Source organism: Kribbella sp. NBC_01505 (assembly GCF_045040285.1).
In the GTDB taxonomy this organism is placed as follows: Bacteria; Actinomycetota; Actinomycetes; order Propionibacteriales; family Kribbellaceae; genus Kribbella.
Map to the genome: position 1 here is coordinate 1,897,022 of NZ_CP109425.1, position 26,664 is coordinate 1,923,685.

Genomic DNA, 26,664 nt, shown 5'->3' on the forward strand with positions numbered 1-26,664 from the left:
ATGGCTGCGATGCTCGACGGGTTTCTCATTGAGACGAAGGAGGTCCAGAAAAATTCATCGCCGTATAGCTCTGGGAGGAAGACGGTCTACGCGAGCTCCATAGCTGACCGGCAGGGAGCGGCACAGATCGTCGAGCACATCCTCGACCGCGTGATCCCTAGCGGACGCACGGCACCCTGGATGCTGCGAGGCACCATGACGTTCAGCCAACGTCGACAAGCCACGATCCGAGCTATCGCGCAGCTTCAGCGACATGACGACCTCGACGAGAATACGGGCGGCCTCGCTCCTCAACTCAACGCTGACACTATGCACCCGTGGGTCTCGGGGAGCCGTGACTTGTTAAATCGAAGCCGCTCTCGAACGCTCTCAGCACTCGGCCGCCGGCTCCGGGTCAGCCACGCCTTCGGCTCACAGCGAGACATTCCGAAGCTCTCCATGACGGCGTCGGGAACTAATGCCCACAGCGTCTACGGAGCGATCCGAATCCGATTTCCCATCCGGTCGAGGAAGAACTATCCGACCTGACTTCGGTCATTTGGGTCAGTGCCTGAGTCGGCAACCGGTGACAGCAGGTCGACGCGCGGCCGCCCGTGCGCCCGGCGAGTGTGAGAAGTGTGCGCTCCCGCCCTGGGTCGCGCCCCTAGGGGTCTCTGCTGGGGCACGGTCGCGGGTGCTGGGGAGCAAAACCGCCCGATTCAGGGGGCCAGGACTCCCCGAACCGGTTTAGGAACAGCGATCGGGTCCGGCCCGGACGCTCCCTAAACCGTTTGGGGAGCACAACCAACCGATTCTGGTTCACTACCTTCCCCAAACCAGACACGCCCTCCGATCGTTCGGGCGTTACGCGCGGCGGCTCGCGGTACCCCAGGACCGGACCTACGTCTCCCGGCACAAGAGCGGTATCCGATCTCGTTAGACGGTATGGAGTGACTCTCGGGTTTGTAGGCGGTGGAGGCGTGGCACCGTTCCCGGCGGATGGATTGTGGAGCCGGCCGGTGGGCCGGTGTCAACGTCGTTCATGCTCGCTGCGCTGCGCGTGCTCCACGTTGACGCCGTCGCATCGGCCGGCTGGTTTGGCCGCCTGCCGGGCAACGGCGAGCTGTGGCCGATGGCCCTAGCACGGTGAGGGGTTGTGGGCCGGGGGCCTCACCGCACAGATTCGTGGGTTACCGAGCAGATTTCGGCTGCTCGGCCTATCCGACAATGTGGGGAGGCCCCCGGTGTTTACCGAGCGTACGAGTGTTGGGCTGGACGTGCACGCCCGATCGGTCGCGGCCGCTGCGATCGATGGAGTCACCGGCGAACTGGTGCAGGCCAGGCTGACCCCGGCCCATGACCACATCCGGTCCTGGATTCGGCAGTTACCGGGACCGGTCGCGGTGACGTATGAGGCCGGGCCGACCGGGTTCGGGCTGTATCGGGCGTTGATGTCTGCCGGGGTGCGGTGCGAGGTCGCGGCACCGTCGAAACTGCAACGCCCAACTGGTGACCGGGTGAAGACCGACGCCAAGGACGCGATCCATCTAGCGCGGCTGCTGCGACTCGACGAGATCACGCCGGTCGCGGTGCCGAGCATCGGGCAGGAGACAGCACGCGATCTGGTCCGGGCCCGGGAAGACTGCCGCGGTGACCTGATGCGCGCGCGGCACCGGTTGTCGAAACTGCTATTACGGCACGGGATCGTCTACTCCGGCGGTGCTGCCTGGACCGGCAAACATGACGCCTGGCTGCGCAGTCAACACTTCGAGATGCCGGCGTCACGGCTGACGTTCGATTCCTGCTACGACTGCGTCCTGACCACCAGCGCGCGCCGCGACCGCCTCGATGGCGCGATCACAGCGATGGCAGCCGATTCAGAGTTCACCGCCGTGACCCGCAGGCTGGGCTGCCTGCGCGGTGTCGCGACCTTGACCGGGTTCGCGCTCGCGGTCGAGATCGGTGACTGGACCCGGTTCACCGGCAACACCATCGGCTCGTTCGTCGGCCTCGTGCCCAGCGAACACTCATCAGGCGCATCACGCGTCCAGGGCCCGATCACCAAGACCGGGAACACCCACGCCCGCCGGCTCCTGGTCGAGGCCGCCTGGCACCACCGCACCCGCTACCGGCCAGGCAAAACCATCCACGACCGCTGGGCACTGGCCACCCCCGCAGCCCGAGCACGCGGCGACGCCGGCAACCGGCGCCTGCACGCCCGCTGGATCAAGTTCCTCGAACGGAACAAGAGATCCACCATCGCCGACGTCGCTATCGCCCGCGAACTCGCCGGCTGGTGCTGGTCACTGGCCATCATGGACGACTAGCCCCCACAAACCGGCTTCGTCGACCAAAGGCCAGTGGTGACAGCGCGTGGAGCAAACCCGCGACCGGCACTATGAGCAACCAGCACCCCTTCCGACAGGGAGAGGCGGTCACGCTCGATGTTAGACACGCGGACCCGCTCCAGCCGAACACCCCGTCCTGCGGTAACCAACCCGCGCATATCAGTCTGACCGCGCGTCGCCAACGACACGCTCACCACAACAGCCCACGCGCCAACGAAGCCACGAGGCGCCCGACCGGGCAACATCCCAGCCGGGCGCCTCACCCTGCCCCTTGACAGCAGGTCGCTCCATATCAGTTCACCGCCGTGACCCGCAGGCTGGGCTGCCTGCGCGGTGTCGCGACCTTGACCGGGTTCGCGCTCGCGGTCGAGATCGGTGACTGGACCCGGTTCACCGGCAACACCATCGGCTCGTTCGTCGGCCTCGTGCCCAGCGAACACTCATCAGGCGCATCACGCGTCCAGGGCCCGATCACCAAGACCGGGAACACCCACGCCCGCCGGCTCCTGGTCGAGGCCGCCTGGCACCACCGCACCCGCTACCGGCCAGGCAAAACCATCCACGACCGCTGGGCACTGGCCACCCCCGCAGCCCGAGCACGCGGCGACGCCGGCAACCGGCGCCTGCACGCCCGCTGGATCAAGTTCCTCGAACGGAACAAGAGATCCACCATCGCCGACGTCGCTATCGCCCGCGAACTCGCCGGCTGGTGCTGGTCACTGGCCATCATGGACGACTAGCCCCCACAAACCGGCTTCGTCGACCAAAGGCCAGTGGTGACAGCGCGTGGAGCAAACCCGCGACCGGCACTATGAGCAACCAGCACCCCTTCCGACAGGGAGAGGCGGTCACGCTCGATGTTAGACACGCGGACCCGCTCCAGCCGAACACCCCGTCCTGCGGTAACCAACCCGCGCATATCAGTCTGACCGCGCGTCGCCAACGACACGCTCACCACAACAGCCCACGCGCCAACGAAGCCACGAGGCGCCCGACCGGGCAACATCCCAGCCGGGCGCCTCACCCTGCCCCTTGACAGCAGGTCGCTCCATATCAGTGCCTGAACTCGCCCGCTCGGACAGGCATCCTCGCAGGTCAGCGCCATGCGGTGCTTCCAGTCCGGCGAGGCTGACCGAAGTCAGGCCCACAGCGTCTACGGAGCGATCCGAATCCGATTTCCCATCCGGTCGAGGAAGAACTATCCGAGAACGAAGCTCTCGAGCAACTTGCTGCATTCGGCATCCTCGCCCGCTGGATCGACGCTGGCTGTCGAGCACGCCGAGTCGTGACGAACAGGCAGTTCCGTCACCTTTACCCGGATCTAGCCCGATGGGGAGCTCCCGCTCCCTCGCTGAGGCTGGTGTTCCGCCGTTGCGATTATCAAGTGTTGTACGTAGCCATGGGGCCAAATCGCGACGACCAGGATCGCCAGAGGGGATACCAGGCTTCGATCCCGGGGGCCTGAAGGCGTAAATCGATCACAGTTTGGTTAGAGCGATGCTCTCCTAAACCGTGCGTCGCAGGTTCGAATCCTGCTGGGGGCACAACGCAAACCTGAGCCCGGTTCTCGAAGAACCGGGCTCAGAGGTATTGCGAGTGGGCCTACTTCTCGTAGTGATACCGGGCTGCCAGCACCACGAGGTAGTCGCCGTCGACCAGGTAGACGAGCCGGTGCTCCTGGTCGATCCGTCGGGACCACGCGCCTTGAAGTACGTGCTTCAAAGGCTCCGGCTTCCCGATACCACTGGCCGGATCACGCAACGCGTCGTCGAGCAGGCGGTTGATCCGCTTGACCTGAGCGCGGTCGTTGACCTGCCAATAGGTGCAGTCCTCCCACCCTGTAGGGGTAAATGCAACCTTCACGACAGCGGGTGTTCCTCTCGGTTGCCCGCCTTGGCCTGGTTCAAGCTCTCAAGCAGCCGCCGCGCATTGGCGGGGGACCGCAGGAGGTAAGCCGTCTCCTCCAAGGCGGTGTAGTCGTCCAGCGACATCAGCACCGCGTTGCCGGCCTTTGACGTGATCTCCACCGGGGTGTGGTCGTCATTGACTTGCTCGATCAGCGGGAACAGATCCCGCCGTGCTGCGGATGCGTTGATCGCCACGTGGCCCTCCATGTCATTCGCGTCATTTTGTGAGTTCGTTGTTTTCGTGGTTTGTGCGCGTAGCTCTCAGTCGTCAGTGTCGTTCTCAGTTGTCAGTTGGTGACGTCTCGGGCGTCAGCACTGGATCCTAGTTGTACCAAAAACGGTACCACTCGAGGGTCCGGAGTTCAACCGAGGTGTCAGGTTCGGGGTCAGCAGACTCGGATCGAGTTCACGGGGTTCCAGCCGCGGCCGCCGCCGTAGAGGACGTCTTGGCGTTGGCCGGCGCGGGGGGTGATTCTTTGGAGGACTGTTCCGGTTCCGTTGTAGCCGGAGTACAGGGTGGTGGTGACGCCGCCGGTCTGGTCGTCGATCACGAAGCTGTCGTAGCCGGAGAGTTGGTCGTGCCAATTGTTCAGGTTGACAATTCCGCAGCGCGTGTACTTGAACAGCCACCAACCGTGCAGGTGATCACTGTTGCTTTCGACGTAGGCGCACAGGTATCCGGAAGAGCATTGGGATGCGCTTAATTCCTGGACGCGGATTCGGGCGGCTGGGCCCGGCGAGGTGGTGGGCTCCGGGTCGACGGCCTGCGCCGTCGTCGGGGTCACGGCGAGACCGACGGTGAGGGCGGCAATTACCGCGATGCTTTTGGCTATTTTCATATGGAACATTCTGGGAATTTCCCTTCTCGATGCGGGGCGACGGCACCGATCGTAGAACCGGGAAGACTTCCGCTATGACTTTTTAGCTATTCCTTAAAAGCACCGCACGACCCAACGGAGTGATGGTGTGCCGGACCGTCTGGCCGCGGCGCGTGGTGGAGATCAGTCCGGCCTCGCGCAACGCTTTGGTGTGCTGGCTGACGACAGCCGCCGAGATGTGCAGGCGCTCGGCGAGCTGACTCGTGGAGGCGGCGATGGTGACTGCTGCGAGCAGTTCGGCGCGGGTTCGGCCGATCAGCGTGCCGAGGCTCTTGAGGTCGTCGCCGCGCGGGTCGGCGGAGAGACCACCCAGATCCGGAAGTGCCGGGCAGACCAGGGTCGGGCGTTCACCGCTCTCGATCAGCGTGATCGGGTGACCGTGGCTGAAATAGGAGGGAACGATGAGCAGGCCTCTCCCCTCCAGCCGGAGGTCGACCTCGAACGGGTACGAGGCTTCGAGGACAGGCCAGTCCCAACGGATCGATGAGTGCAGACTGCGGAGGAGGACGTCGATGCCACCGGTCAGCAGCTGCGCCGCATAGCGATGTCGAGCCGCCTCGACTTCCCGTCGTACGTCGGCCCAGACCGTTTCCTCGAGGACGATCGAGCGACTCTGCCGCAGTACCCGGATCACCCCGTCCGGCCGGCCCCTGCCGTGCAGACTGTGTGCCCACCGAGGAGGACGGTCGAGCCGGCGGTAGGTGCGCGCCAGATCGGCTTGCAGCACAGGCTTCGGGAGCTCGAGCATCGCGTCGAAATGCGCCTGCGCCTCGAGCTCGTCGACCGACGGCGTGATGAAATCCGGGAGGTTGCCCGCAGCCGGTACGACGGAACACGCGGCCTTCAGGATGTCCGCCGTACCAGCGGCGGCACTGCGCCGGACCCTGTCCCGCCAGCCCCAGAATCGCGGCGGCAGCTCGCGTTGCTGCAGGGTGTTGATGCCGAGCACCAGCTCCCAGAGTGGATGCGGACCGTCGGCGACCCGCACGTTGCACAGGTCGGCCACCGTGAAATGAATGCGCAAGCTCATCGCGACCCCCAGCCGACGGCACTTCCCCACTCGGGATCCTAAGGTCGGCGTCAACCCCGGTGCCTGTGGCTGGGCGCACGAACCAGGCCGAAGGGCTGCCTTTTTGGTCGTGTTGGTGGGGGTGGGTGGCTACCTAGCCTCGCTGGCATGCACAAGTTTCGAGCCTTACTGACCGGCCTCGCCGTACTGGGCGCGCTGCTGGTCGCAACGCCCGCTTCTGCCTCTACTTCGTTGACCATCCCGGATCCGACCGGCAACCCCGTCGTCGGGACGGTGACCTTGCACATGGTCGACCAGTCCCGACTTGACCCGTGGGTGCCCGAGTCCGGGCCGCGCGAGTTGATGGTGTCGATGTTCTACCCCGCTTTGCGGGCGCTCGGTGCGCCGCGGCAGTACATGACCACTGGTGAGTCCCGGCTGTTCCTCGACTGGCTTGGCGCTACGACGATCCCGGCGGAGGTGCTCGCGGGGACGAAGAGCAAGGCGCGGGTGAATGCGCCCTACTTGGCGGGACAACGCCCGCTGATCGTCTTGTCGCCCGGCTTCAGTTACACGCGCTCGACACTGACCGGTCTGGCCGAGGATCTGGCCAGCCACGGTTACGTGGTCGCCTTGATCGGTCACAACTACGAGTCCTACGGCACCGAGTTCCCCGATGGGCACGTCACTACTTGTGTCGCCTGCGGTACGGCGGACAGCGCGCACATCACGCAGGTCCGAACGGCTGACGTCAAGTTCGTGATCGACCGGTTGATCGGACCGGACCCTGCCTGGACGCCGGCTCCCCGGATGATCGACCCGAAGCGGATCGGCATGGCCGGTCACTCGATCGGCGGCAACTCGGCATCGCAGGTGATGCTGAGCGATCGCCGCGTGCTGGCCGGCATCAACATGGACGGCACGTTCTTCGCGCCGATCCCGGCGACCGGCTTCAACCGGCCGTTCATGCTGCTGGGCAACGGTGAAGGTCACGTCCCCGGCGGACACGAGCCGTCCTGGGACCGGGACTACCCGAAGCTCGCCGGCTGGAAGCGCTGGATCACCTTCAAGAAGTCCGACCACGCCAGCTTCACCGACCTCACGGTCCTGACCGACCAGCTCGGCCTGTCCGACCCAGGCGGCCTCGACGGCGCCCGCGGTCTCGCCCTGACCCGCACCTACGTCCGGTCATTCTTCGACCAGCACCTCAAGGACCAAGCACGCCCGGTGCTCAACGGGCCCAGCCCAGAAAACCCGGAAGCCGACTTCTGGTTCTGAGTCCCGTCGATCCGCTCCCGCTAGCGGCGGGAGCGGATCGCAACCGTCAGCCGCCGAGCTTGTCGGTGGCCTGGTTGGCCTGGTCGGTGAGACCTTCGGTCGGGAGGTCGATGCCGGTGGCCTCGGTGACCTGGTCGCCGAAGGTGTTGGCGTGGTCCTGGGCTGCATCGGCGTGGCCTTGGGCTGCTTCGGTCAGGCCTTCGGTGGCCTGGTTGGCCTGGTCGGTGACGCCGCTGACGTCGATGCCGGTGGTTTCGGCGAGCTTGTCGGTGGCGCCGGACAGGTCGATACCGGTGGCCTCGGTGACCTTGTCGGTGGCTCCGGAGAGGAGCTCGGTGGCCTTGTCCTTGAGAGAGTCGAAGATGCCCATGAGGGAGAAACCCTTCAGTCATTGTCGGCTAGGAGGGAATCACCCAGCGTAACAACCGGGTCCAAACCGCCACGGCCCGGCGATCGAGGCAGAATGAAGGGTGTGAAGAAGCCCGAGACCGACCCGGTGGTCGCGCGCAACCGCAAGGCCGCGCACGAGTACGAGCTGGGCGAGTCCTGGGAGGCCGGGATCGTGTTGCAGGGCATGGAAGTGAAGGGTCTGCGGGCCGGGCGGGCGTCGCTGGTCGGCGGCTTCGCCCAGATCGAGGACTCCGAGATCTGGCTGCACGGCGTCCACATCCCGCAGTACTCCCAGGCCCGCTGGTTCGAAGGCGGCTCCCGCCGCAAGCGGAAGCTGCTGCTGCACCGTGCCCAGATCGACAAGATCGAGCGCAAGGTCAACGAGAGCGGGCTGACGATCGTCCCGGTCACCCTCTACTTCAAGGACGGCCGGGCCAAGGTCGAGATCGCCTTGGCCCGCGGCAAGAAGACCTGGGACAAGCGCCACGTCCTCGCCGAACGCGAGGCGAACCGGGAGGCCGAGCGCGCGGTGAGCCGCCGGCTGAAGGGCCGCCCGGACTGACTCAGCTCCGCGGGCAGACGTTGACGTAGTAGACCGGATCCCAGTTCGCGTTGCCCGAGCTGTAGGCGATCGACGCGATGTAGATCGAGTAGTTCGAGCGCAGGAACGTCGTCATCGTCCCCGAAGTCTGGTTGTTCACGTAGCTGCCGTTCCCGGTGTAGCCCGTCACGGGGTAGATGTCGCACTGGTAGTAGTCGAAGGTCCGGCTCGGTGTGTAGACGCAGAGGTGGCCGTAGCGACAGGCGGCCAACTTCGCACCGACGGTTCGCGCGGTGACCGTGTAGCCGTCGTACTGAACTGTGTCCGGCGAGATCTGCCGCCCGCCCGGACCGTCGGCGAGGATCGCGTTGACCTCCGCCTGGATGCCAGGGGCGACAGCCTCAGCGGGAGTGGTGAGCCCAGCGAGCAAGCAGGCTGTGGTGAGGAGGCTGGCGACGAGTTTGCGTGCCATGTCGAATCCCTTCATCGAGAGTGATCACATGGTCACCGGTCGCGATGAAATTGCGCTGACTCGGCGATGACTGCACGCATTAGGCTGGCCGGCATGGCTGAGAGCGCGCTGGTTCCCGATGACTTCGAGGTACCGACCGAGTTCGCCGGGCCGGGGTTCCGGCTCGAGCCGTTGGGGCCGGAGCACAACGTCGCGGATCATGCGGCGTGGAGCGGAAGCATCGAGCACATCCATGCGACCGCGGAGATGGGCAAGTGGCCGCCGGCGGAGGGCATGACGCTGGAGGCGAATCTTGGCGATCTACAGCGCCACGCCGATGACTTCGCCGGCCGCCGTGGGTTCACCTACACGGTGCTCGACCCCAGCACCGACGATGTCATCGGCTGCGTCTACCTCTACCCGTCACGCAAGCCCGAGTACGACGCTGTCCTCCGCAGCTGGGTGCGCGCCGACCGGGCCGACCTCGACTGCACGCTCCACACCGCCGTGGTCGACTGGCTCGAGTCCAGCTGGCCACTGGGCACGCTCGACCACCGCTGAACTCAGACCTGTGGCTTGAGTTTGGCAGCTCGCCAGTAGGTGCGACCTCCGAAGCCGTACATGCTCAGGCCGATCAGAGCCATCACAGCGATCACAGGCCATTGCCAAGGCGACGCGACGTGGAGCGCGAGGAACCAGGACTTCGCGTTCACATCGTTGAGCTTGAAGATGGCCGGTACGACGGCCTGCGGCACGAGCGGGATCGCGCCGAAGCCCAAGCAGAGCCCAGCGACGGTACGACGCCACTGGGGGATCCGCTCCAGCTTGCCGGCCATAGAGGTCGGGCGGCCAGTGGTGCGCCCATGCCGCAGCAGGGTAAGCAGCTCAGGGCCACGTCGCTCGAGGCGAGTCGCCGCCAGCCGACCGAAACCCCACCAAGCCAGTACGGCGGATGCCAGGCCGGTGGGGATCCCCCACCACGACCAGTTGAGCGCCACGAGCAGAGCCGGCGAACCGGTGAGAGCAACGAGAACGAGCATCACGTAGACGAGGCCCATCGTCTCGCCCTCGTTCTCACCGGAGTCCAGGGTGTTGCCGGACCGCTTGTGGGCGTCGGTCGTCGGTACGGCGGCGAACACCGAGGCGAGGACGATCAGCCCCGACGCTCCACCCAGCAAAGCCGGTACGACGCTGAGGACCACTGGCCACACGGATTCACCTGACCACCAGGTGAGCAGCACCGTGATCACGAGTGCCGGTGGCGAGAGCACGAGCAGGAAGGCACGTTGCCGCGCCCGCACGTCGACTCGCGCCGACCTCGGTGTCATCAGGGTCAGCCAGAACGCGCTGCCGTCCGCGCCGTACAGGTTGGCGAACATGGCACCGGCCATCACCACTCCGACTGCACCGGCCCAGGGCACCATGCCCTTCCAGCCGATCGCCAACGGCATCAGACAGAAGAGCAGGCCATACGCGATCGAGAAGACGACGCGGTGTCCGTAGAGCAGGTCTCTCGTCCACGAGCGCAGTTCCTTCGCGGCCGCGGCTCCGGCAGGATCAGTCGCCACCAGTCGCCGCCGTGGCCGGACTCCCACGCGCCCGGCGGTGGTCCGCCGTACCAGGAGGGCAGACCAGACGACGAACATCGCCGCGCTCAACAGTGCGAGCCCAAGCAGCGCACCGATCGACTGCAGCCAGTCGCCCCGGCCAGCAGCCTCAACAGCCGCCAACCCCCAACCAGACGGAGCTAGTCGCGCCGCATGCGCGATGACACCCTTCACATCCGTGCTGACGAAGGCTGCGATCAATGCCCAGCCTTGGGCGGCGAAGGCGAGGATGAAGGCATTGACAAGTCCTGCGAACACAGCGCCGACACGGAAGCGCAGGAGCACGCCATAGAGCCCGACAGCCAGTCTGGAAGCCAGCACGAAGCAGAGCAGTTGCAGCAACACCGCAGGTAGCGCCAGCAAGGCGGCCGCGACAGATAGCTGCCCACCGATCACCACCAGGCTCAGCAACGCGACCAAACTCACCACTGGCGCCACACCGGCCAATGCGGCCGCCAGCAGTCCGCCTGCCAGGGTGCGCGACGGCAGCGGCACCATGGCGAAGTACTCCACCTTCAGAGTCTCGTCACCACCGCCCAGGAACAGCGGACCGACGATCCAGCCGAGCATCCACACACCAACGGCGAGCACGTCGACGTCACCCCTGGCCGCGGCCCAGATCGTCGCCCCCGCGAGGACGAGCCCAAGGAACGCACCGCCGAGCAAGAAGGCGACCCGGGCGTTGTCGCGCACTGCGTGCCGGAGGGCGGCCAGGCGCATCCGGACCAGCGTCTGCGAGGTCGCGTAAATCAGTGCGACAGCCATGCCAACCCCTCCGCACCCCGCGTCGACGCACCGACCAGTGCCACGAACGCATCCTCCAGACTGCCACCGGCCCGCACCTCGGAGACGGTGCCCGAGGCAACCACTTGGCCGGCGGTCACGACGGCGACCCGATCGCACAGCTGCTCGACCAGCGCCATCACGTGGCTCGACATCACCACTGACCCACCGCCGGCGATGAACCTGTTCAGGATGGTCCGGATCGTCGCCGCCGACACCGGGTCGACAGCCTCGAAAGGCTCGTCCAGAACGAGCAGCCGCGGCGCATGCAGGAGCGCGACGGCCAGACCGAGCTTCTTACGCATCCCGGTCGAATAGCCGATCACCTGCTTGTCGTCCTCGTCCGCCAGCTCCAGTACGTCGAGCAACTCCGCCGTACGGGCGTTGACGTCAGCTGCCGGTAGACCGCGGAGCAGGCCGAGGTACGTGAGCACCTCGCGGCCGGTCAGGCGTTCCGGCAGGCCCAGCCCGTCCGGCAGTACGCCGACCAGGGCCTTCGCCTCGAGCGGATTCGCCCAGACGTCGACGCCGAAGATCTTCGCCGTACCGGAGTCCGGGCGGAGGAGGCCGACGGCCATCGAGAGCGAGGTCGTCTTGCCGGCGCCGTTCGGGCCGAGCAGACCAAAGAACGATCCCTGCGGGACGGTCAGGCTGAGATCGGCGACGGCGTGTTGCGTGCCGAACGTCTTGCCGAGGCCGATCAATTCCAGTGCTTGCATGTCAGCGCCCCTTCCGGGTGGCTCGCTCGAAGAGGTCGGCGAGCTCCTCGCCGTACATGGTCAGGTCGAGGTCTTCGGCACGACCGAGCATCGCCGGTACGGCGTCGATCGCGGCCCGCAGCGAGATCGCCATCACGCGGGTGTCGAAGTCGCCGAACTCGCCCGTCCGCTGTCCCCAGTGCAGGACCTTCTGCACGTCGGCGATGGCCTGCGCCCCCTGCTCGGCGTACACACCGTCGTCGTGCCGGATGATCTCGAGCATCGCGCGCAACCGCTCGGGCTGCTGCCGCATGAACTCGAGATTGCTCGTGATCAGCGTCCGGAGCCCGAGCGTCGCGCTCGGCTGGGCGACGATCAGCGGCTCCATCATCGCGACCGCGGCCTTCGCCGACTCCGCCATCACCGCGGCGATCAGGCCCGCCTTGTTGCCGAAGTGGTAGGAGATCACGCCGACACTCACACCGGCCCGCTCGGCGATCCGCGCCATCGACGCCTTGCCGATGCCGACCTCACCGATCACCGCCACCGCACAGTCCGCCAGCTGAGCCCGCCGGGCCGCCTCAATGAACGTCTCATTTTCTGAAGACATGTTCAGAAAATAACACAGACCTTCAACACTGTCGATCCGCGGGCTCGCGGGACGGCGATAGGGATAGGACGGAGGGCGTAAGGTGGGGGTATCCGGAGTCGTCGACATCCCACTTGAGGTGCCGGTTGTCCGGCCACCCGTAGGGATGCGCCATGAAGGTTCGGTTCGAGTCCATGTCCGCGTCGTGAGTGGGTTTCAGTCAGTGTCACGAGTAGCAGGGTTTGAGCAGCAGCCGTCGACGCCGCGGGTGCGGTTGCGGGCGGGATCCAACAAGGAACTGCCGCTGAACGGCGCCTGGTGGCCGCGGTCGGACGACCCGGTCGCGGAGCTGCCGGGGCTGATCATGGCGCTGGACGAGCTGGGCGACGGGATCGTCACCCGCTTGCTGCTGCACCGGCCGTCCTGGAGTTCGCATCCGGCCCGGCTGGGTGTGGCCGGTCGCGTGGTGACGATGGGCTACTTCACGACGCAGCCGCTGAACCTGCTGATCGCCATGCGCGATTCGTACGGGTGGCGCCTCGATCTCCTGACGGTCCCGCCCGGTACGCCGGAGGACGTCGCCGAGCAGGCGATGGAGCAGGCGAGCGCGGATGACAACGAGGTCCCGGCACAGTTCGTCCTCGCCGGTATCAAGGCAGCGAGCAGTGAGTGAGCTGCGCGGTCCCGAGCTAGGCGACGTCAGCCGCCGGTCGAACGCCGACCACGATCTCTCCCACTTGTACGCCGCAGTCGTGTCGGCCCGCGTGGCCGAGCGGCTGGGGCGCGGCACGCGGCCCCCGGGCGGCGGTCCACGCAACAACGGCGACCGCCTCACCACGGCACTCGTCGCCTACACCACAGCGCTCGAGGGCTACGCGCTGCCGGTGCCGCCGGTCATCCGTGACGAGCTCCGGCTGCGCCTAGCTCTCCCGTAGGTCAGTGGATGGGCACCGGGTCGGACAGGTATTCGGTGTGCCCGCCTTGGTTCTCCGCGAAGACGATGCACCGCACGTCCTCCCCGGACTGAGCCTTGGTCAGCGTGAACGTCGACGCCTTGGCTCCATCGATCTCGAAGTACCAGTCGTCACTGCCGGTCTTGCGGTGCACCCAGTCGTACTCGATCGCCTTGCTGGGCTTGGGGTTGAGCCAACTGGGCACCGAACAGGTCAGCGTCTTGCCGACCGCCGGAGTGCCGTCCAGCTTCACAGCGCTTGAAAGCCGAGGCGCCCAGACCGGATGCGCCTGTACGGCGAAGTCGCGCAGCGCGGGGATGTTCGTGAACTCGTTGATCGTCCCCCGCACACACTCCTTGCCGACGATCTCGCCACCGGAGCTGACCAGCCCCGCCAGCACAGGTCGCCCGTACTCGACCGCCACCACCGGACCGCCACTGTCACCCGGACAGGCGCTCGGACCGCTCGGGTCGGCCGACCGTGCGCACAGCACCGACGGATCATCCGCAGCGCCGGACTTGTCCTCAGCCGCGCACGCTGACGAGCTCTGCACCTGCAGTCCGGCCTTCAGCAACGCGTCGCTGTACGTCGTAGTCTGCGTCGGCGGCGCAGTGATGCCGTGGCCGTACACCGTGAGCGGAGTCCCCGGCTGCAACGCCTTCCGGGCCAGTGGCAACGGCCGAACCCCTCGTACCGGCCGGGCCAGCTCCACGATGGCGAGGTCGTCGACGGCGACATCCGCCTGCGGGTTGTTCGGGTCGACCGGCGAGTGCATCATCCGATAGCCCGGATGCGTCGAGAACCCCTTCGCCCGCACCACCTTGCCGGGATCACCACTCAGCAACGTCCCCCCGATGTGGAACTCGACATCCCCGAGTGCGGCGTAGTCCAGACAGTGCGCAGCGGTCAGCACCCGGGTCGGCGAGATCAGTACGCCGCCGCACCGGTACCGCTGCAGATAGGGCTCACCGGGCTTGTCCCCGACGTTGGCGATCCCCACCATCCATGGTGCGTCCGTGCTGCGAGCCGGCGTACCGCCTGTCATCGCGTTCGCCGGGCCGGTCGCCAGCACTCCCACCGCGACGGCAAGTATGCCGACGAGGGCTATCCGCTTCATCGTTCTCCCTGGTTCGTGTGATCAGAACACTTGCCAACCTAGGGATCCGAGCAGGCGGTAGGCATCGGGCAGAAGCAGTGAATGCACTACCACCAAAGGCTTAGGTCGCCTGCGGCTTCGGCCCGCCGGAGCGGAGTGAACCCAAACGGGACAGCGCGTCGAACCAGAAACGGGCCCCGGGCAACGTCGCCAGCGCCATCAGGAGCCAGCCGACCAGCGTGAGCAGGATGGCACCGACACCAGAGAGGCCGTGGCGTTCGAACCAGGTGCAGGATGCGTCCGGTAGGGCGCAGGTAGCAGTGACACCCCAGCCGATCGGCAGGCCGGACGCGCGCGCATCTCGGATCTGCTGACGGAGGTCATCCAGGCACTCGGCCGGAGTCCCGGCGCACTTCGAGTTCACCGTAGCCTGGGCGACGACAGCACCACGGAGGGCCTCGTCGGTGTAGAGCGACCGGGTCAGCTCGACAACGTTCACGTTGAACAGCACGACCACGATCGATGCGAGCGCCAGCGAGATCCACCGGACATGACGCTTGTACCAACCGGAGACGGCCGCCATGTGGTCGTCGTACCACTCCTCGATGCCGGCCCGGAACTTCGCCAGGTCCTCCCCCGCCTCCGCGAGCAGACCGAGCAGCGGCTGCTTGAGCGGGTTCGACGCTTCGAGCGCGTCGACCTTCACCCGCACCTCGTCGATCGTCGTCGTACCGGACGGGTCCGGCACCAGCACCCCGACCAGCGCCCGCGCGAACGACCGACCCGACACGTACGACGGCAGGCTCCGCCGGTCCTTCGCACTCAGCTTGGCGTTCCCCGCGTTCGCCGGAGCCGCCCCCTTGTCGGCCGACCGCGCCACCATCGGCTGCTCGACAATCTGCGTCACCATCGGCTGCACCGGATCACCCGCCTTGATCTCCGGCTCCCGCGACGTACGGCGGACCAGATCGGGCAACCTCAACGCGAACTCACTCTTGCCGTCGACCAACGACCGGATGCCGCGCAGCAGGTACTCACCCCGCAGCCCGATGTAACGCGCGACCGCCTCGGTCAACACCGAAACCAGAATCGAGAAGGCAGCAAACGCGAAGACAAGTCCGATGACCGTCTGCAGAATCAAACTGTCCATTGAGGATCCTCACAGCGAGCGGAGGCTAATTGACGCATGGTGATCGCCTGCTCGGCAACAGCACAGACCCGCGGCACCAGTAGGTTGGCGGGATGGCATTGCAGGTGGTTGTCGGGGGCGGTCCGGTCGGTACGGCGGTGACGCGGTTGCTGACCGAGCGCGGGGATCAGGTGAGGCTCATCAGTAGGCGGGGTGGCGCTCCGGACGGTGTCGAGGGTGTGGCCGCCGATGCAACGGACGGCGACGGGCTGGCGCGGATTGCCGAGGGCGCTGCGACGATCTATTCGTGTGCCGGACCGGCGTACCACCAGTGGGCCACTGACTGGCCGCCGTTGGGTGCGGGGCTTGTGAAGGCGGCGGAGCTCAGCGGAGCCTTGCTTGTGACGACCGGCAACCTGTACGGGTATGGACAGGTGGACGGGCCGATCCGGGAGGACCTGCCGCTGCAGCCGAATTCCGAGAAGGGCGCGGTCCGCGTGCAGGTGTGGACCGAGGCATTGCGAGCGCACGAGGCTGGGCGAATCCGGACCGCCGAGGTTCGCGGTTCGGACTATCTCGGCGTCGGCGCGGTCTCGGCGTACAGCGTGCTTGTCCTGCCGAAACTCCTTGCAGGTAAGGCGGCTTCGGTCCCGGCCGATCTGGACGCGCCGCACAGCTGGACGTACGTCGGCGATGTCGCACGAACGCTGATTGCCGTAGCCGACGACCAGACCGCATGGGGTCGCGCGTGGCATGTGCCGAGCCCGGAACCGCTGTCGATGCGCGAGCTCGCGGCCCTGACCGCAGAGCTCGCCGGTACGGCGCCAGCCCGGATCTCGTCGATGCCGCAGTTCGCCCTGCGGCTGGCCGGACTCGTCGACAAGACGGCCCGCGCGTCGATCGAGACGCAGTACCAATGGCGTCACCCGTTCACCCTCGACAGCACCCCGGCGATTGTTGCCTTTGGCATCGAACCGGCCTCGGTCGCGGACGCCGTACGGGAGATGATCGAACCGAATGGCTCGGCCCGGCGTCAGTAGCTAGTGCAGAGCACTTGGAAGCACACCCTAAGCTGTGCGGGTTCGACGGGGACACCGAAGCCGGAAGGGCTGGGATGAGTTCGAGAAAACCACGTCGCTGGGTGCGGCGGCTGGTGGTCACGCTGATCGTGCTGGGCGTGCTCGCGGTCGCGGCCGACCGGGCTGCCGCATGGGCGGCCGAGAATCGGCTGGCGTCGATGGCCGAGCAGCAGGCGGCCCGCTACGACCTGACCGCGGAGAAGACCTCCGTCCAGATCGGCGGGTTCGGCTTCCTGCCGCAGGTGGCGAAGGAGGAGTTCTCGTCGGTCACGATGACGATGACGAAGCCGACGTTCTCCGAGGTGCCGGGTGAGAACCTCGAGGTGAAGATGAACGGCGTGCACGTCCCGCGGGGCGTGATCACCGGTGACGCCGGCACCGACGTCACCGTCGACACCACCGACATCCGGCTGACGCTGTCCCCGGCCGAGGTGGCCAAGCTGGCCGCCCGCAGCGCCGGGCTCGGCGGGCTGAAGATGGAGGCCGTCGACGGGAAGCTGCGGGCAAAGCTGACGCTCGGCGAGTTCGCCGCAGATGTCGCGGTCACCCCGTCGGCGAAGAACGGCCGGGTCGCACTGGCCGTCGACGAGGTCTCCAGCAACGTGCCGGCCGCGGCCGCCGACCTGCTGAAGGTCCGGCTCGCACGCGGGATCCCGCTGCCGAAGCTCCCCTACAACGCGACCCTCAAGGACGTCGAGGTCGAGGGCAGCTCCGTCGTCCTGATCGCCTCGGCGGCGAACCTGAAGCTCAGCACCTGATCGTCGGCTCGTTCGGAAGCCCGTCGCACCCTTAGGGGTACGGCGGGTTTTTTTCACTCTTCCGAGGGGTTGGGTAGCGATCGTTCGCGATATATCGTCGAACTATCGCTACTTGAAGGACGGTGGATCGGAATGACGGGATCGGCATACGCGGCCGGCTGGCCCTGGGCGGGCGCGGAGCGTAACTGTGACGACTTCTTCGAGAATCTCAAGCGGGAACTGCAGACGGCGCTGAACGGCCGCCGCGGGCACCAGGGACACCAAGGGCACCAGGGGTTCGGCGGCCCGCCGTGGGCCGCCATGTTCGGCGGCGGGCAGTTCGGGCCGCCGTGGGCCGGGCCGGGTCCGCGCTGGCGTGGGCCGAAGGCGCGGCGTGGTGACGTCCGGGCCGCGATCCTCGCCGTACTGGCCGAGGCGCCGATGAACGGCTACCAGATCATCCAGGAGATCGCTGAGCGCAGCGGCGGCGCGTGGAAGCCGAGCCCCGGCTCGATCTACCCGACCCTGCAGCAGCTCGAGGACGAGGGCCTGGTGACGGCCGACGCCGAGACCGGGCGACGGACGTTCACGCTGACCGACGAGGGCCGGGCGTACGTCGCCGAGCACGCCGACGAGGTCGCGGCGCCCTGGGAGGCGATGAGCGCGCCCCCGGAGGCCGACGACAACGGACTGAAGCCGATGCTCGGCCAGGTCGCCACGGCGATGTGGCAGGTCATGTCGACCGGTACGCCGGAGCAGCAGGCGCAGGCGAAGGACGCGGTCGCCGACCTGCGGCGGAAGCTCTACGGCATCCTCGCCGACGACCGCACAGACGACGAGCAAGACCGCTCATGAGCACACCCCAGTGGCAAGGCCCCGAGTGGTACGACGCAGTCGGGCGGAACCGCCCGCTGCGCTCGGTCCGGTCGGGTCGCGATGATCGGGACGACCGCGGCACCCGGGCGCAACGTCGCGCGGTGCGGATCGGTGACTCGGAGCGGGACCGGGCGGTGGCGCAGCTCGGCGAGCACTTCGTCGCCGGGCGGCTGACGCAGGACGAGTTCGAGGAACGCAGCGAGACGGCGACGCGAGCGCGGTACGTCGATGAGCTGGAGCCGCTGTTCGAGGACCTCCCGGCCACCGGCGAGCTGCAGGTGGCTCGGGCCGGTCGGCACCCGCAGCAGTTCGTGCGGCCGTCGCCGATGCTGTTGGTGCTGCCGTTCCTGATGGTCGGCCTGGTCGTCACCGCGGTCACGCTGACCGCGCCCTGGCTGTTGTGGGGCGTGTTCTGGGTCGCGATCTTCAGCGGCATGCACCGCCGCCGGCACCACCCTCGCGGTCCGGGCGGAAATTTCTCCACCTGACGTCAAAGCCTGCGTGACTGCTCCGACCGAGGGGTGAAAGAGGAATTCCTCGGAAGGAGCAGTCATGAGCAAGGTGCGCGTTGCGAACTTCACCATCAGCGTCGACGGGTTCGGGTCCGGTGTGAACCAGCGGCTGGACGCGCCGTTCGGTGACCGGGCCGACAACCTGCACGAGTGGATGGAGCTCGCGATGGCTGAGCGCGAGCAGGGCCGGACGAACGCCGCCGTCGAGCAGCTCGACCGGTACAAGGACGGCGTCGGCGCCACGATCATGGGCCGGAACATGTTCAGCCCGCTGCGCGGTGAGTGGGCGGACGAGTCGTGGCGCGGTTACTGGGGCGAGAACCCGCCGTACCACCACGCGACGTTCGTCCACACGCACCACAAGCGGCCGTCGCTGGAGATGGACGGCGGTACGACGTTCCACTTCACCAGCGAGCCGGTCGAAGTGGTGCTGGAGCGGGCGCGCGAGGCGGCCGACGGCAAGGACATCGTGATCGCGGGCGGCGCGTCGACGGTCCGGCAGTATCTGCGGGCCGGGCTGATCGACGAGATCGACCTGTTCATCGCGCCGGTGCTCACCGGCGGCGGGGAGCGCCTGTTCGACGATATCGGCGAGGCGATGCGCGAGTTCACGGTGACCTCGACGGCCGCCGTACCGAAGGGGACCTTGATCAAGCTGCGACGATGAACAGATGACAGTGCTGCGCTACACCGCGTTCTCGGCCGACCCGGCCGGCGGGAATCCCGCCGGGGTTGTGCTCGACGCCCGGAAGTTGGACGACGCCGCGATGCAGGCGATCGCGGCGGAGGTCGGGTACTCCGAGACCGCCTTCCTCACCGAAGGGCGGGACGGACCGGTGATCCCGGTTCGGTACTTCGCACCGACATCCGAGGTGCCGTTCTGCGGGCACGCGACTGTCGCTACCGCCGTCGCGCTGGGCGCGGGCGAGTGGACCTTCTCGACCGCGGCCGGGTTGGTGCCGGTTCTGGTCGAGCCCGCCGAGGGCGGGTTGCGAGCGACGCTCACCAGCGTCGAGCCGTACGTCGAAGCGGTGGACGACCTGGGCGACGTACTGGAGATCCTTGGCTGGCGGGCGGATGAGCTCGATCCGGCACTACCGCCGTACGTCGCTTATGCCGGGGCTCGGCATCTGGTGCTGGCCGTGGCTGGTCGCGAGCGGTTGGCCGCCTTGGCGTATGACTTCGATCGACTGCTGGCCTACATGCAGGAGCGAGAGCTGACGACCCTGCAGTTGGTATGGCGGGAGTCGGCGGAGGTGTTCCACGTCCGCAACCCGTTCCCGGTCGGCGGCGTGGTTGAGGATCCGGCGACTGGTGCGGCCGCGGCGGCGTTCGGTGCCTATCTGCGCGAGCTCAAGCTCGTGGAGCCGCCGGTCACGGTGCTGCTGCATCAAGGGGACGACATGGGTCGGCCCAGCCGCATTCAGGTCGAGCTGCGGCCGGGCGATACCAGGGTCCGGGTGAGCGGCACCGCCGTACCGATCACGGGACTCGCTTGAGCCATCCGTCGGTGCCGAACTTCGTTGCCACCAGCTCCTCGGCGCGCGCAACCGTCTCCGCGTCGATCGTGCCGTCGGCGAGACCGTAGCGGTTGTTGAAGGATGCGGCCATCCGGTCGATCACCTCGCGGCGGTCGAGACCGGTCTGGCTGCGGAGCGGGTCGACACGCTTGTTCGCACTGGTCGTGCCCTTGTCGGACAGCTTCTCGCGGCCGATCCGTAGCACCTGCAGCATCTTCGTCGCGTCCATGTCGTACGCCATCGTCACGTGATGCAGTACGGCGCCGCCCGCGAACCGCTTCTGCGCGGCGCCCGCGATCTTGCCGGCGGGCGAGGTGATGTCGTTGATCGGCTGGTACGTCGCCGCGATGCCGAGGTCGTTGAGCGCACCGATCACCCAGTCGTCGAGGAAGGCATACGACTCGACGAACGAGAGCCCGGAGACCAGGGACTCGGGGACGTACAGCGAGTAGGTGATCGTGTTCCCGGGCTCGACGAACATCGCGCCGCCGCCGGAGATCCGCCGTACCACCGTCACGTCGTTCTTCGCGGCGCCGTCCAGGTCGACCTCGTTGCGCAGCGACTGGAAGCTACCGATAATCACCGCGTTGCGGTCCCACTCCCACACCCGCAACGTCGGCGGCCGCTCGCCTGATCCGACCTGCTCGGTCAGCACCTCGTCCAACGCCATCTGCAGCGCCGGCTCCCGCGGTACGTCGTGCACGAACTGCCAGGCGTGGTCGTGCCAGCCGGTCGCGCCGGTCAGCGCGCGTCGTACGGCGACAGCCACTGCCTCCGGTGAGAAGCCGACCATCTCGACGCCGTCACCCAAGACACCCCGCACGCGAGCCGCTACCTGAGCCGCCGGGGTCACCACCGGCAACCCGGCCAGCGCTCCGTTGATGCGCTCCAGCGCGTCATCCGGCTCGAGGAAGAAGTCCCCACTCACCTGCGCACTTCGGACGTGGTCCCCCACCACGTCCAGATCCGCTACGACCAATTTCCCACCCGGCACCTTGTACTCACCATGCATACCCATCACAACCCGCCTTCGGAGGGAGTTGTTCCGGAACGTTGATACGTAACAGGGATCTGGGCGGGGAGGCCTCTGAGCAACGCGTCCAGGTAGAGGTCGAAGCGGGGCTGGGTGGGGCCGTGGTCATGGGAGGACTGGAGTTGGGCCAGGTAGGTCGTGACGCCGATGGCGAAGATGTGCCAGCTCTGGTCGGCCAGCTCGGGTGCGACGCCGGCGATCGTGAAGGCACCAATGACTCGGGTCCGGAGCAGATTGAAGGAGTCGGGGTTGTGGCGGTGCGGGGTGGCGATCCGGGTCGCGTAGCCGGGGACGGCGAGGAACTCGTCGTGCATGGACCAGGCGAGGCGAGCGAGCCAGAACCGCCAGGTGTCCGGCGTCGGTTCGTCCGTCGGAATGATGCGCGCCGTCATCACCTCGCTGACCAGGTCGAACAGCTCGTCCTGGTTGCCGACCCAGCGGTAGAGCGCCGAGTGCGAGACGTCCAGGCGGGTGGCGAGTTCACGCATGGTGAGGCCGTCGAGACCGGTCTCCAGGGCGGCGGCCACGATCAGCTCGCGATTCAGCCGTGCCGGTCTGCCCGCTTTCGCCACCATGCCCGGGAGCCTAGTGCTCCGCGTTGGATGTTGTTTGAGTGATTGCGGTGTTCAGGTGCGTGCATCGGCGTGCCGGAGGGGCGGCCTCGATGCTTTTCCATCGTGGCTGTTCCTCCGGTGCGGCGAGGTGCGTGCCTGGGCGCCGCAAGCGCCAAAGAACATTCAACGCGGAGCACTGTGCTTCAGCTAATTTGTGACCACTGGTCACAAATGATGTTAGGGTGCCCTTATGAGCTCTTCGCGCACCGCCACGCCGACGCTCCTGACCGCCGCGTTCGGGGTCTCGCTGGCACAGACGATCGTGGTCGCCGCCCTGCCGGTCTTCGGCCGCGAACTCCACACCACCGGTACGACGATCACCTGGCTGCTGACCGGATTCATGCTGGTCTCCGCCGTCGCGACCCCGATCGCCGGTCGGCTCGGCGACCTGCTCGGCTACCGCCGGGTGCTGATCGCCTGCCTGCTCATCTTCCTCACCGGCACCGTCCTGGCAGCTGTTGCCAACAGCAACGGCTGGTTCCCCGGCGTACTCACCGGCCGGCTCCTGCAAGGCATCGGCGGCGGCGTGTTCCCGATGGTCTTCGGCCTCGCGCGCACCGTCGTACCGGCCGCCCGGCTGCGCCCGGTGATCGCGATGATCAGCGCGATCTTCGGCGTCGGTGGCGCGCTCGGCATCGTCCTGGCCGGCCCGATCACCGACTGGCTCGGCACCTCCGCGCTCTTCTGGTGTACGGCGATCGTCGCGGCCGCCAGCCTCGCCGGCGCACTGAACCTCCCCGCGCCCCGGGCCGAATCCGCAACCCCAGCTGGGATTTCCGGCAGCCTCGACGTGCTGCGCTCCCGAGCGCTCATCACCGTCAACCTGGCCACGATCGTGATCAGCGTGGCGATGTTCGCCTCGGTCGCGCTGCTCCCCCAACTCCTGGAGGGTGCACTCGGCGCTTCACCGACCGAGACCGGGATCGCGATGATCCCGATGGCCGTGCTCATGCTCGCGGCCGGTCGGGTCTCAGCCCACCTCCCCGCGCGGACGTCGTTCCAGCTCGGCGCCGCGCTGGCCGCGGTCGCGTTCGTCCTGCTGGCAGTCGCCCATCACCACGTGTGGCAGACGTATCTGGCCGGCGCGGTCATCGGAGCGGCGTACGGGCTGGCCTATTCGTCACTCGGTCACCTGGTCATGGACGCGGCGCCGGCTGAGCACACCGGCGCGGCAACCGGCGTGAACACGATCCTGCGCACGCTCGGCGCCGCGATCGGCGCCCAACTCAGCGCCGTGATCCTCACCGGCACTCCCACTGACAGCCGGTACGTCGCAGCGTTCCTCACGTTCGCGGCGGTCGGACTCGTTGCCCTGATCACCGCATTCACGATCCGGCGGGCGACTGCTCAGCCGGCGGGCGTGAACGTGTAGGTGATCTCCAGGATCCGCTCGCGGACCTCGTCGATGTCCCCGTTGCCGTCGATCTCGTGCACCAGCCCGCGACCGCCGTACAGGGTGACGAGCGGGACGGTCTGCTCGGCGTACACCTCGAGGCGGTGCCGGATGACGTCCTCGGAGTCATCGGACCGTCCCTGCAGCTCGGCCCGCCGCAGCAGCCGCTGAACCAGCGACTCCCGGTCGACCCGCAGCACGATCACCGCGGTCAGGTCGCGCCCCTGGGCAGACAGGAGATCGTCGAGCACGGCGGCTTGGTCGAGAGTCCGCGGATACCCGTCCAGCAGGAAGCCGGAGCGGGCGTCCTCCTCGGCCAGCCGCTCGCGGACCATCGCGTTCGTCACCTCGTCGGGGACATAGGCCCCGGAGTCGACGTACTGCTGCACGGTCCGGCCAAGCTCACTTCCGGCCGCGAGGTGCGCGCGGAAGATGTCGCCGGTGGAGATCGCCGGCACGGCGACCTCGGCGGCCAGGATCCCGGCGTGGGTACCCTTCCCGGCACCGGGTGGGCCCATCAGGACGACAGTCGTCACTGCGTCGCCTCCTGACTCTCGGTAAGTTTCCGGTGTCTCGTCGAGGAGCATTGGTGCCTCTAGCGGTGGTCCAGTCGTTCGCTGGCAAGGCGGAGGAGGAGCGCGATGCGGAGCATCTCGCGACGACGACAACGCCGTCAGCGGGCGTCTGGGGCGCCGCTAGAGGTGCCGAATGCTTCTTGACGAGGCACTCAGATTAGGGGAGTCAGGAGGTTTGCGGTACGGCGTACGTCACGTCGATGGCGGTGCCGGAATGGGAATTAGATCACCTGGTCACATTGTTGACCGGAGCTCGATCGTGTCGCCCGGGCTCGCGAACAGCTCGGCGATGGCCTCCGCGCGCTCCTGGGAGGCGACATCGATCAGGAAGAACCCGGCCAGGTGCTCCTTCGCCTCGGCGTACGGGCCGTCGGTGGTGACCCGCCGGCGCCCCTCCATCCGGTACACCTTCGCGCCGTCGGCCGGACCGAGCGCCTGCCCGGAGATCAGCTCACCCGACGCGGAGAGCGCGTTCAGCCGCTCCTCGAACTCCTTGTTCATCGCGTCCCGCTCGTCCTGCGGAACCGTCCGGCCGATCTCGGTGAAGTCCATCGTCGGGTGTCCCCACGGCTGCGGGTTCGAGTGGATCAGGATCAGGTATTTCACGACATCCTCCTAGATTGTTGCTCTGTGCCCGCGACGTCGGAGCCGCCGATCGACGCTCGACATTCTGGGCCGAGAAGTTTCTCCAGCCCGGGTACCTCGGCCGCGCGGCGCGCCACTCCGGCCAGCAGATCGGCCACCTGCACCCGCGGATCCTGCCGGGAATCGACCTGCCGGAGCCCGGCCAACGGCGGCGGAGCCGGTACGACGGCGCTCGCGAGGTAGCCGGCCAATCGGGCGACCCGGCGCCGGCTCAGCGCGCTCTGCTCGTCGTGGACGACGCTGACCGACCGCTGACCGGCACTCCAGAACAACGCGGTCTCGGCCAGCGCGGGAACCAGCGGCTCCAACGGCGGCGGGATTGCCGGGTCGTCCTCGATCAGCCGGAGTAGCGTCTCCTCGACCCGGCTCCGGGACAACCAGCGCAGCTCGTCCGGCAGCAGCCCGAAGAACCGGTCGATGACGTCATGGTCGAGCAGCCGCAACCGCTTGGTCCGGCACAACACTAGGAACGAGTCGAGGAAGTCGGTCCGCGGCCGCAGTACGTCGACGCTCGCCCCGAAGCTCCGGCCGAGTCGCGTGCCATCGCCGTACGACGGCTCGCCCGTGAACAGCTCGAGCACCCGGGTGGCGACGTACGTCCGCTTGTCGATCACATGCACGTGCGCCCGACCGGCGAGCACGGTCAGGAATCGTTGGAGCGTGGGCCGCTGCTCGAGGCGCAGCAGCCGGTTCGACTTGTACTCGCTGGTGGTTCGGGAGCCGAGACCGGTCATCAGCTCCGCCGCTTCCGTGAAGCTCAGGTCGACCGAGGCATGCGTGATCACCGGCGCGGACGGATCCAGCAGATTGGATCCGGAGAAGCCGGACTCGTCACAAGCGATCTCAACGTCGGACACGTGGGGAACGAACTCCAAGGGCTGGGGTAACTGCACACCGAAATACCCGTCGGACCCGACGGGCGCGATCACGCGGTACACCACGGATCAGTGAGCGGCAGCAGCCTCAGCAGACATGCCCCCATCATCAACTGCTCTTCCCCCCGCCCACCACCCATTTCCCGCCCTTCCGCTCGATGCCCGCCCCGATCCCGACGGATGTGCCAGCACGAAGAACAGCAGGTTGTCGCGTTCACCGTCCCCGGCGCGAGACCACACGGCCGGTGGATCAGGGGGTCGGGCTGTTCCAATCGCTAACGTCCGAAGAACCGCAGTACGTGGTTGGCGGTTTTTTCGGACGTTGTGCTGCGGGGTTGGTCGGTACGGCGGGGGGCGCGCTCGGATGCGGCCGGTGGGGTCGGTTCGTGGTTGTTCGCCGCTGCGGCCGGCTGGCAGGGGCGGTTGGGTTGCGAGGTCGTCGTCGGTGTTCGGTCGCGGTGGGCTGGGGGCTTTGTCTGGGCAGGAACCCCTCCTTCCCGAATGTGCTCGTCCCGTCCGGCCGCTCGGATTCGGCCGGGGGCGTACGCGGTGGCTGGTCGCCGCTGCGGCCGGATCTACTGAGACGGGTGGCTGGGGTGGTCTTCGGTTGAGGGGGATGGCGAGGCCGGTGACCGCGGTTCTGGTTGCTTGTGGTTAGCGGGCTACGGTTGCGGCCGGTCGCGAGGAGGCCTGACAGCTGACCCGCCGCGGTGGTTCTTCACTGGCCACCGATGCCCACCAGGGCGGTCGTGCGCTGTTCACCTCAGGCAACGGTCACTGTCATCGCGGCCCGTTCAGGTGCCTCAGCCATAGCCCGTCAGCCGTAGGCGACGAAGAGCCGCGGTCACCGGCCTCGCCATCCCCCTCAGCTACAGACTCGCCGTACTGGGCGCTTCAGTGGCCGCCGAAGGCGGGCGAATCGCGTCTTTGTGGAACCAAATAGGCGCCCAGCGCCCACGAGACTCCACAAAGACGAGCAGAACCGAATCCCGCCAGCGATTCATAGCGCGCGACAGCCCGGCCGCCGTCCAGCGGGGCGAGCTGCTTCGTGGATGCAGGTTTGCGGGGTTCTACTGTCACCCAGCGGCAGCAGATCCCCGTGAACCGGGCAAACCTGCAGTCGCTGCGGTTAACGTCCGAAGATACGAAGACCAGGTACTGCGATCGTT

Annotated in this window: 31 protein-coding genes; 15 read left to right on the forward strand and 16 right to left on the reverse strand. The window is 67.2% G+C overall.

Annotation, left to right across the window (positions count from 1 at the left end; all coding sequences use genetic code 11):
* The 3 genes from OG474_RS08665 (at position 1) to OG474_RS08675 (ending at position 3,067) form a co-directional block, all read left to right on the forward strand.
* Positions 1–528: a hypothetical protein gene (locus OG474_RS08665; protein WP_405061707.1), complete on the forward strand. Its 528-nt coding sequence runs from the start codon at positions 1–3 to the stop codon at positions 526–528.
* 695 nt (positions 529–1,223) lie between these two features.
* Complete coding sequence (locus OG474_RS08670; protein ID WP_405061708.1) at positions 1,224–2,306, forward strand: IS110 family transposase; 1,083 nt, start codon at positions 1,224–1,226, stop codon at positions 2,304–2,306.
* Between the two features lie 326 nt (positions 2,307–2,632).
* Complete coding sequence (locus OG474_RS08675) at positions 2,633–3,067, forward strand: transposase (protein WP_405061709.1); 435 nt, start codon at positions 2,633–2,635, stop codon at positions 3,065–3,067.
* An 862-nt stretch (positions 3,068–3,929) separates the two neighbouring features.
* Here OG474_RS08675 and OG474_RS08680 read toward each other — a convergent pair.
* The 4 genes from OG474_RS08680 to OG474_RS08695 all read right to left on the reverse strand — a co-directional run bounded on the left by OG474_RS08680 (position 3,930) and on the right by OG474_RS08695 (position 6,142).
* Positions 3,930–4,190 (reverse strand): Txe/YoeB family addiction module toxin, encoded by a 261-nt coding sequence (locus OG474_RS08680; protein WP_405061710.1) that lies wholly within the window; start codon positions 4,188–4,190, stop codon positions 3,930–3,932.
* Positions 4,187–4,429 (reverse strand): type II toxin-antitoxin system Phd/YefM family antitoxin, encoded by a 243-nt coding sequence (locus OG474_RS08685; RefSeq protein WP_137252348.1) that lies wholly within the window; start codon positions 4,427–4,429, stop codon positions 4,187–4,189. Before OG474_RS08685 ends, OG474_RS08680 begins: the two co-directional genes overlap by 4 nt.
* 191 nt (positions 4,430–4,620) lie before the next feature.
* Positions 4,621–5,073, reverse strand: coding sequence for a hypothetical protein (locus tag OG474_RS08690; RefSeq protein ID WP_405061711.1), 453 nt, complete (start codon positions 5,071–5,073; stop codon positions 4,621–4,623).
* 82 nt (positions 5,074–5,155) lie between these two features.
* A complete protein-coding gene (locus tag OG474_RS08695; RefSeq protein ID WP_405061712.1) occupies positions 5,156–6,142 on the reverse strand; it encodes an ArsR/SmtB family transcription factor in 987 nt (328 codons plus the stop codon).
* A 147-nt stretch (positions 6,143–6,289) separates the two neighbouring features.
* Between OG474_RS08695 and OG474_RS08700 the strand changes: the two genes are divergently transcribed.
* Positions 6,290–7,399 (forward strand): alpha/beta hydrolase family protein, encoded by a 1,110-nt coding sequence (locus OG474_RS08700; RefSeq protein WP_405061713.1) that lies wholly within the window; start codon positions 6,290–6,292, stop codon positions 7,397–7,399.
* 46 nt (positions 7,400–7,445) lie between these two features.
* Here OG474_RS08700 and OG474_RS08705 read toward each other — a convergent pair whose 3' ends face one another.
* On the reverse strand, positions 7,446–7,769 hold the full coding sequence (locus OG474_RS08705) for a hypothetical protein (RefSeq protein WP_405061714.1): 324 nt from the start codon (positions 7,767–7,769) through the stop codon (positions 7,446–7,448).
* Between the two features lie 93 nt (positions 7,770–7,862).
* Between OG474_RS08705 and smpB the strand changes: the two genes are divergently transcribed.
* A complete protein-coding gene (gene smpB, locus OG474_RS08710) occupies positions 7,863–8,351 on the forward strand; it encodes an SsrA-binding protein SmpB (RefSeq protein WP_405061715.1) in 489 nt (162 codons plus the stop codon).
* A 1-nt stretch (position 8,352) separates the two neighbouring features.
* On the opposite strand, the gene OG474_RS08715 is transcribed toward smpB, so the two are convergent.
* Positions 8,353–8,802, reverse strand: coding sequence for a hypothetical protein (locus OG474_RS08715; RefSeq protein ID WP_405061716.1), 450 nt, complete (start codon positions 8,800–8,802; stop codon positions 8,353–8,355).
* A gap of 93 nt (positions 8,803–8,895) precedes the next feature.
* Between OG474_RS08715 and OG474_RS08720 the strand changes: the two genes are divergently transcribed.
* Positions 8,896–9,342, forward strand: coding sequence for a hypothetical protein (locus tag OG474_RS08720; RefSeq protein ID WP_405061717.1), 447 nt, complete (start codon positions 8,896–8,898; stop codon positions 9,340–9,342).
* A 2-nt stretch (positions 9,343–9,344) separates the two neighbouring features.
* Here the strand turns inward: OG474_RS08720 and OG474_RS08725 are convergent, their stop codons facing one another.
* From OG474_RS08725 to OG474_RS08735, 3 genes are read right to left on the reverse strand one after another with little or no spacing between them, the layout of a single operon-like run.
* The gene (locus OG474_RS08725) at positions 9,345–11,153 is read right to left on the reverse strand and encodes a hypothetical protein (protein ID WP_405061718.1); all 1,809 of its coding nucleotides are present in this window, start codon (positions 11,151–11,153) and stop codon (positions 9,345–9,347) included.
* Positions 11,138–11,890, reverse strand: a complete 753-nt coding sequence (locus OG474_RS08730; protein WP_405061719.1) for an ABC transporter ATP-binding protein — start codon at positions 11,888–11,890, stop codon at positions 11,138–11,140. Before OG474_RS08730 ends, OG474_RS08725 begins: the two co-directional genes overlap by 16 nt.
* A 1-nt stretch (position 11,891) precedes the next feature.
* Positions 11,892–12,479 (reverse strand): TetR/AcrR family transcriptional regulator, encoded by a 588-nt coding sequence (locus tag OG474_RS08735; RefSeq protein ID WP_405061720.1) that lies wholly within the window; start codon positions 12,477–12,479, stop codon positions 11,892–11,894.
* A 202-nt stretch (positions 12,480–12,681) separates the two neighbouring features.
* Here OG474_RS08735 and OG474_RS08740 point away from each other — a divergent pair, with 202 nt between their 5' ends.
* Positions 12,682–13,131 (forward strand): DUF5994 family protein, encoded by a 450-nt coding sequence (locus OG474_RS08740; RefSeq protein WP_405061721.1) that lies wholly within the window; start codon positions 12,682–12,684, stop codon positions 13,129–13,131.
* Positions 13,124–13,393, forward strand: a complete 270-nt coding sequence (locus OG474_RS08745) for a hypothetical protein (RefSeq protein WP_405061722.1) — start codon at positions 13,124–13,126, stop codon at positions 13,391–13,393. Before OG474_RS08740 ends, OG474_RS08745 begins: the two co-directional genes overlap by 8 nt.
* A gap of 1 nt (position 13,394) precedes the next feature.
* Here OG474_RS08745 and OG474_RS08750 read toward each other — a convergent pair whose 3' ends face one another.
* Entirely contained in the window at positions 13,395–14,528 is a 1,134-nt protein-coding gene (locus tag OG474_RS08750) for a S1 family peptidase (protein WP_405061723.1), read from the reverse strand.
* A gap of 100 nt (positions 14,529–14,628) precedes the next feature.
* A complete protein-coding gene (locus OG474_RS08755; RefSeq protein ID WP_405061724.1) occupies positions 14,629–15,657 on the reverse strand; it encodes a hypothetical protein in 1,029 nt (342 codons plus the stop codon).
* A 92-nt stretch (positions 15,658–15,749) separates the two neighbouring features.
* Between OG474_RS08755 and OG474_RS08760 the strand changes: the two genes are divergently transcribed.
* From OG474_RS08760 to OG474_RS08785, 6 genes are all read left to right on the forward strand, one after another.
* The gene (locus OG474_RS08760) at positions 15,750–16,676 is read left to right on the forward strand and encodes an NAD-dependent epimerase/dehydratase family protein (RefSeq protein ID WP_405061725.1); all 927 of its coding nucleotides are present in this window, start codon (positions 15,750–15,752) and stop codon (positions 16,674–16,676) included.
* Between the two features lie 74 nt (positions 16,677–16,750).
* Positions 16,751–17,473, forward strand: a complete 723-nt coding sequence (locus OG474_RS08765) for a DUF2993 domain-containing protein (protein WP_405061726.1) — start codon at positions 16,751–16,753, stop codon at positions 17,471–17,473.
* Between the two features lie 132 nt (positions 17,474–17,605).
* Positions 17,606–18,307 carry a PadR family transcriptional regulator gene (locus OG474_RS08770; protein ID WP_405061727.1) on the forward strand — a complete coding sequence of 234 codons (702 nt, stop codon included), beginning with the start codon at positions 17,606–17,608 and terminating at the stop codon, positions 18,305–18,307.
* The gene (locus tag OG474_RS08775) at positions 18,304–18,816 is read left to right on the forward strand and encodes a DUF1707 domain-containing protein (RefSeq protein ID WP_405061728.1); all 513 of its coding nucleotides are present in this window, start codon (positions 18,304–18,306) and stop codon (positions 18,814–18,816) included. Before OG474_RS08770 ends, OG474_RS08775 begins: the two co-directional genes overlap by 4 nt.
* A gap of 64 nt (positions 18,817–18,880) precedes the next feature.
* Complete coding sequence (locus tag OG474_RS08780; protein WP_405061729.1) at positions 18,881–19,507, forward strand: dihydrofolate reductase family protein; 627 nt, start codon at positions 18,881–18,883, stop codon at positions 19,505–19,507.
* A gap of 4 nt (positions 19,508–19,511) precedes the next feature.
* Positions 19,512–20,339 carry a PhzF family phenazine biosynthesis protein gene (locus OG474_RS08785; protein WP_405061730.1) on the forward strand — a complete coding sequence of 276 codons (828 nt, stop codon included), beginning with the start codon at positions 19,512–19,514 and terminating at the stop codon, positions 20,337–20,339.
* Here the strand turns inward: OG474_RS08785 and OG474_RS08790 are convergent.
* The gene (locus OG474_RS08790) at positions 20,323–21,378 is read right to left on the reverse strand and encodes a biotin/lipoate A/B protein ligase family protein (protein WP_405061731.1); all 1,056 of its coding nucleotides are present in this window, start codon (positions 21,376–21,378) and stop codon (positions 20,323–20,325) included. The two genes, OG474_RS08785 and OG474_RS08790, sit on opposite strands and share 17 nt — an antisense overlap.
* Positions 21,378–21,968 carry a TetR/AcrR family transcriptional regulator gene (locus tag OG474_RS08795; protein ID WP_405061732.1) on the reverse strand — a complete coding sequence of 197 codons (591 nt, stop codon included), beginning with the start codon at positions 21,966–21,968 and terminating at the stop codon, positions 21,378–21,380. Before OG474_RS08795 ends, OG474_RS08790 begins: the two co-directional genes overlap by 1 nt.
* 229 nt (positions 21,969–22,197) lie before the next feature.
* On the opposite strand from OG474_RS08795, the gene OG474_RS08800 reads away from it, so the two are divergent.
* Complete coding sequence (locus OG474_RS08800; protein WP_405061733.1) at positions 22,198–23,379, forward strand: MFS transporter; 1,182 nt, start codon at positions 22,198–22,200, stop codon at positions 23,377–23,379.
* Here OG474_RS08800 and OG474_RS08805 read toward each other — a convergent pair.
* The 3 genes from OG474_RS08805 to OG474_RS08815 form a co-directional block, all read right to left on the reverse strand.
* Positions 23,355–23,936, reverse strand: a complete 582-nt coding sequence (locus OG474_RS08805) for an adenylate kinase (protein WP_405061734.1) — start codon at positions 23,934–23,936, stop codon at positions 23,355–23,357. The genes OG474_RS08800 and OG474_RS08805 overlap by 25 nt on opposite strands.
* 273 nt (positions 23,937–24,209) lie before the next feature.
* Entirely contained in the window at positions 24,210–24,581 is a 372-nt protein-coding gene (locus OG474_RS08810) for a YciI family protein (protein ID WP_405061735.1), read from the reverse strand.
* Positions 24,578–25,477: a hypothetical protein gene (locus OG474_RS08815; RefSeq protein WP_405061736.1), complete on the reverse strand. Its 900-nt coding sequence runs from the start codon at positions 25,475–25,477 to the stop codon at positions 24,578–24,580. The genes OG474_RS08810 and OG474_RS08815 overlap by 4 nt, the downstream gene beginning before the upstream one ends.
* Between the last annotated feature and the right edge of the window lie 1,187 nt (positions 25,478–26,664).

Bases quoted from the DNA above. Each gene is read 5' to 3' on its own strand.
- OG474_RS08665 (WP_405061707.1), top strand. From the start codon at position 1: ATGGCTGCGATGCTCGACGGGTTTCTCATTGAGACGAAGGAGGTCCAG.
- OG474_RS08690 (WP_405061711.1), bottom strand. From the start codon at position 5,073: ATGAAAATAGCCAAAAGCATCGCGGTAATTGCCGCCCTCACCGTCGGT.
- OG474_RS08695 (WP_405061712.1), bottom strand. From the start codon at position 6,142: ATGAGCTTGCGCATTCATTTCACGGTGGCCGACCTGTGCAACGTGCGG.
- OG474_RS08700 (WP_405061713.1), top strand. From the start codon at position 6,290: ATGCACAAGTTTCGAGCCTTACTGACCGGCCTCGCCGTACTGGGCGCG.
- OG474_RS08705 (WP_405061714.1), bottom strand. From the start codon at position 7,769: ATGGGCATCTTCGACTCTCTCAAGGACAAGGCCACCGAGCTCCTCTCC.
- smpB (WP_405061715.1), top strand. From the start codon at position 7,863: ATGAAGGGTGTGAAGAAGCCCGAGACCGACCCGGTGGTCGCGCGCAAC.
- OG474_RS08715 (WP_405061716.1), bottom strand. From the start codon at position 8,802: ATGGCACGCAAACTCGTCGCCAGCCTCCTCACCACAGCCTGCTTGCTC.
- OG474_RS08720 (WP_405061717.1), top strand. From the start codon at position 8,896: ATGGCTGAGAGCGCGCTGGTTCCCGATGACTTCGAGGTACCGACCGAG.
- OG474_RS08725 (WP_405061718.1), bottom strand. From the start codon at position 11,153: ATGGCTGTCGCACTGATTTACGCGACCTCGCAGACGCTGGTCCGGATG.
- OG474_RS08730 (WP_405061719.1), bottom strand. From the start codon at position 11,890: ATGCAAGCACTGGAATTGATCGGCCTCGGCAAGACGTTCGGCACGCAA.
- OG474_RS08735 (WP_405061720.1), bottom strand. From the start codon at position 12,479: ATGTCTTCAGAAAATGAGACGTTCATTGAGGCGGCCCGGCGGGCTCAG.
- OG474_RS08750 (WP_405061723.1), bottom strand. From the start codon at position 14,528: ATGAAGCGGATAGCCCTCGTCGGCATACTTGCCGTCGCGGTGGGAGTG.
- OG474_RS08755 (WP_405061724.1), bottom strand. From the start codon at position 15,657: ATGGACAGTTTGATTCTGCAGACGGTCATCGGACTTGTCTTCGCGTTT.
- OG474_RS08760 (WP_405061725.1), top strand. From the start codon at position 15,750: ATGGCATTGCAGGTGGTTGTCGGGGGCGGTCCGGTCGGTACGGCGGTG.
- OG474_RS08765 (WP_405061726.1), top strand. From the start codon at position 16,751: ATGAGTTCGAGAAAACCACGTCGCTGGGTGCGGCGGCTGGTGGTCACG.
- OG474_RS08770 (WP_405061727.1), top strand. From the start codon at position 17,606: ATGACGGGATCGGCATACGCGGCCGGCTGGCCCTGGGCGGGCGCGGAG.
- OG474_RS08775 (WP_405061728.1), top strand. From the start codon at position 18,304: ATGAGCACACCCCAGTGGCAAGGCCCCGAGTGGTACGACGCAGTCGGG.
- OG474_RS08780 (WP_405061729.1), top strand. From the start codon at position 18,881: ATGAGCAAGGTGCGCGTTGCGAACTTCACCATCAGCGTCGACGGGTTC.
- OG474_RS08785 (WP_405061730.1), top strand. From the start codon at position 19,512: ATGACAGTGCTGCGCTACACCGCGTTCTCGGCCGACCCGGCCGGCGGG.
- OG474_RS08790 (WP_405061731.1), bottom strand. From the start codon at position 21,378: ATGGGTATGCATGGTGAGTACAAGGTGCCGGGTGGGAAATTGGTCGTA.
- OG474_RS08795 (WP_405061732.1), bottom strand. From the start codon at position 21,968: ATGGTGGCGAAAGCGGGCAGACCGGCACGGCTGAATCGCGAGCTGATC.
- OG474_RS08800 (WP_405061733.1), top strand. From the start codon at position 22,198: ATGAGCTCTTCGCGCACCGCCACGCCGACGCTCCTGACCGCCGCGTTC.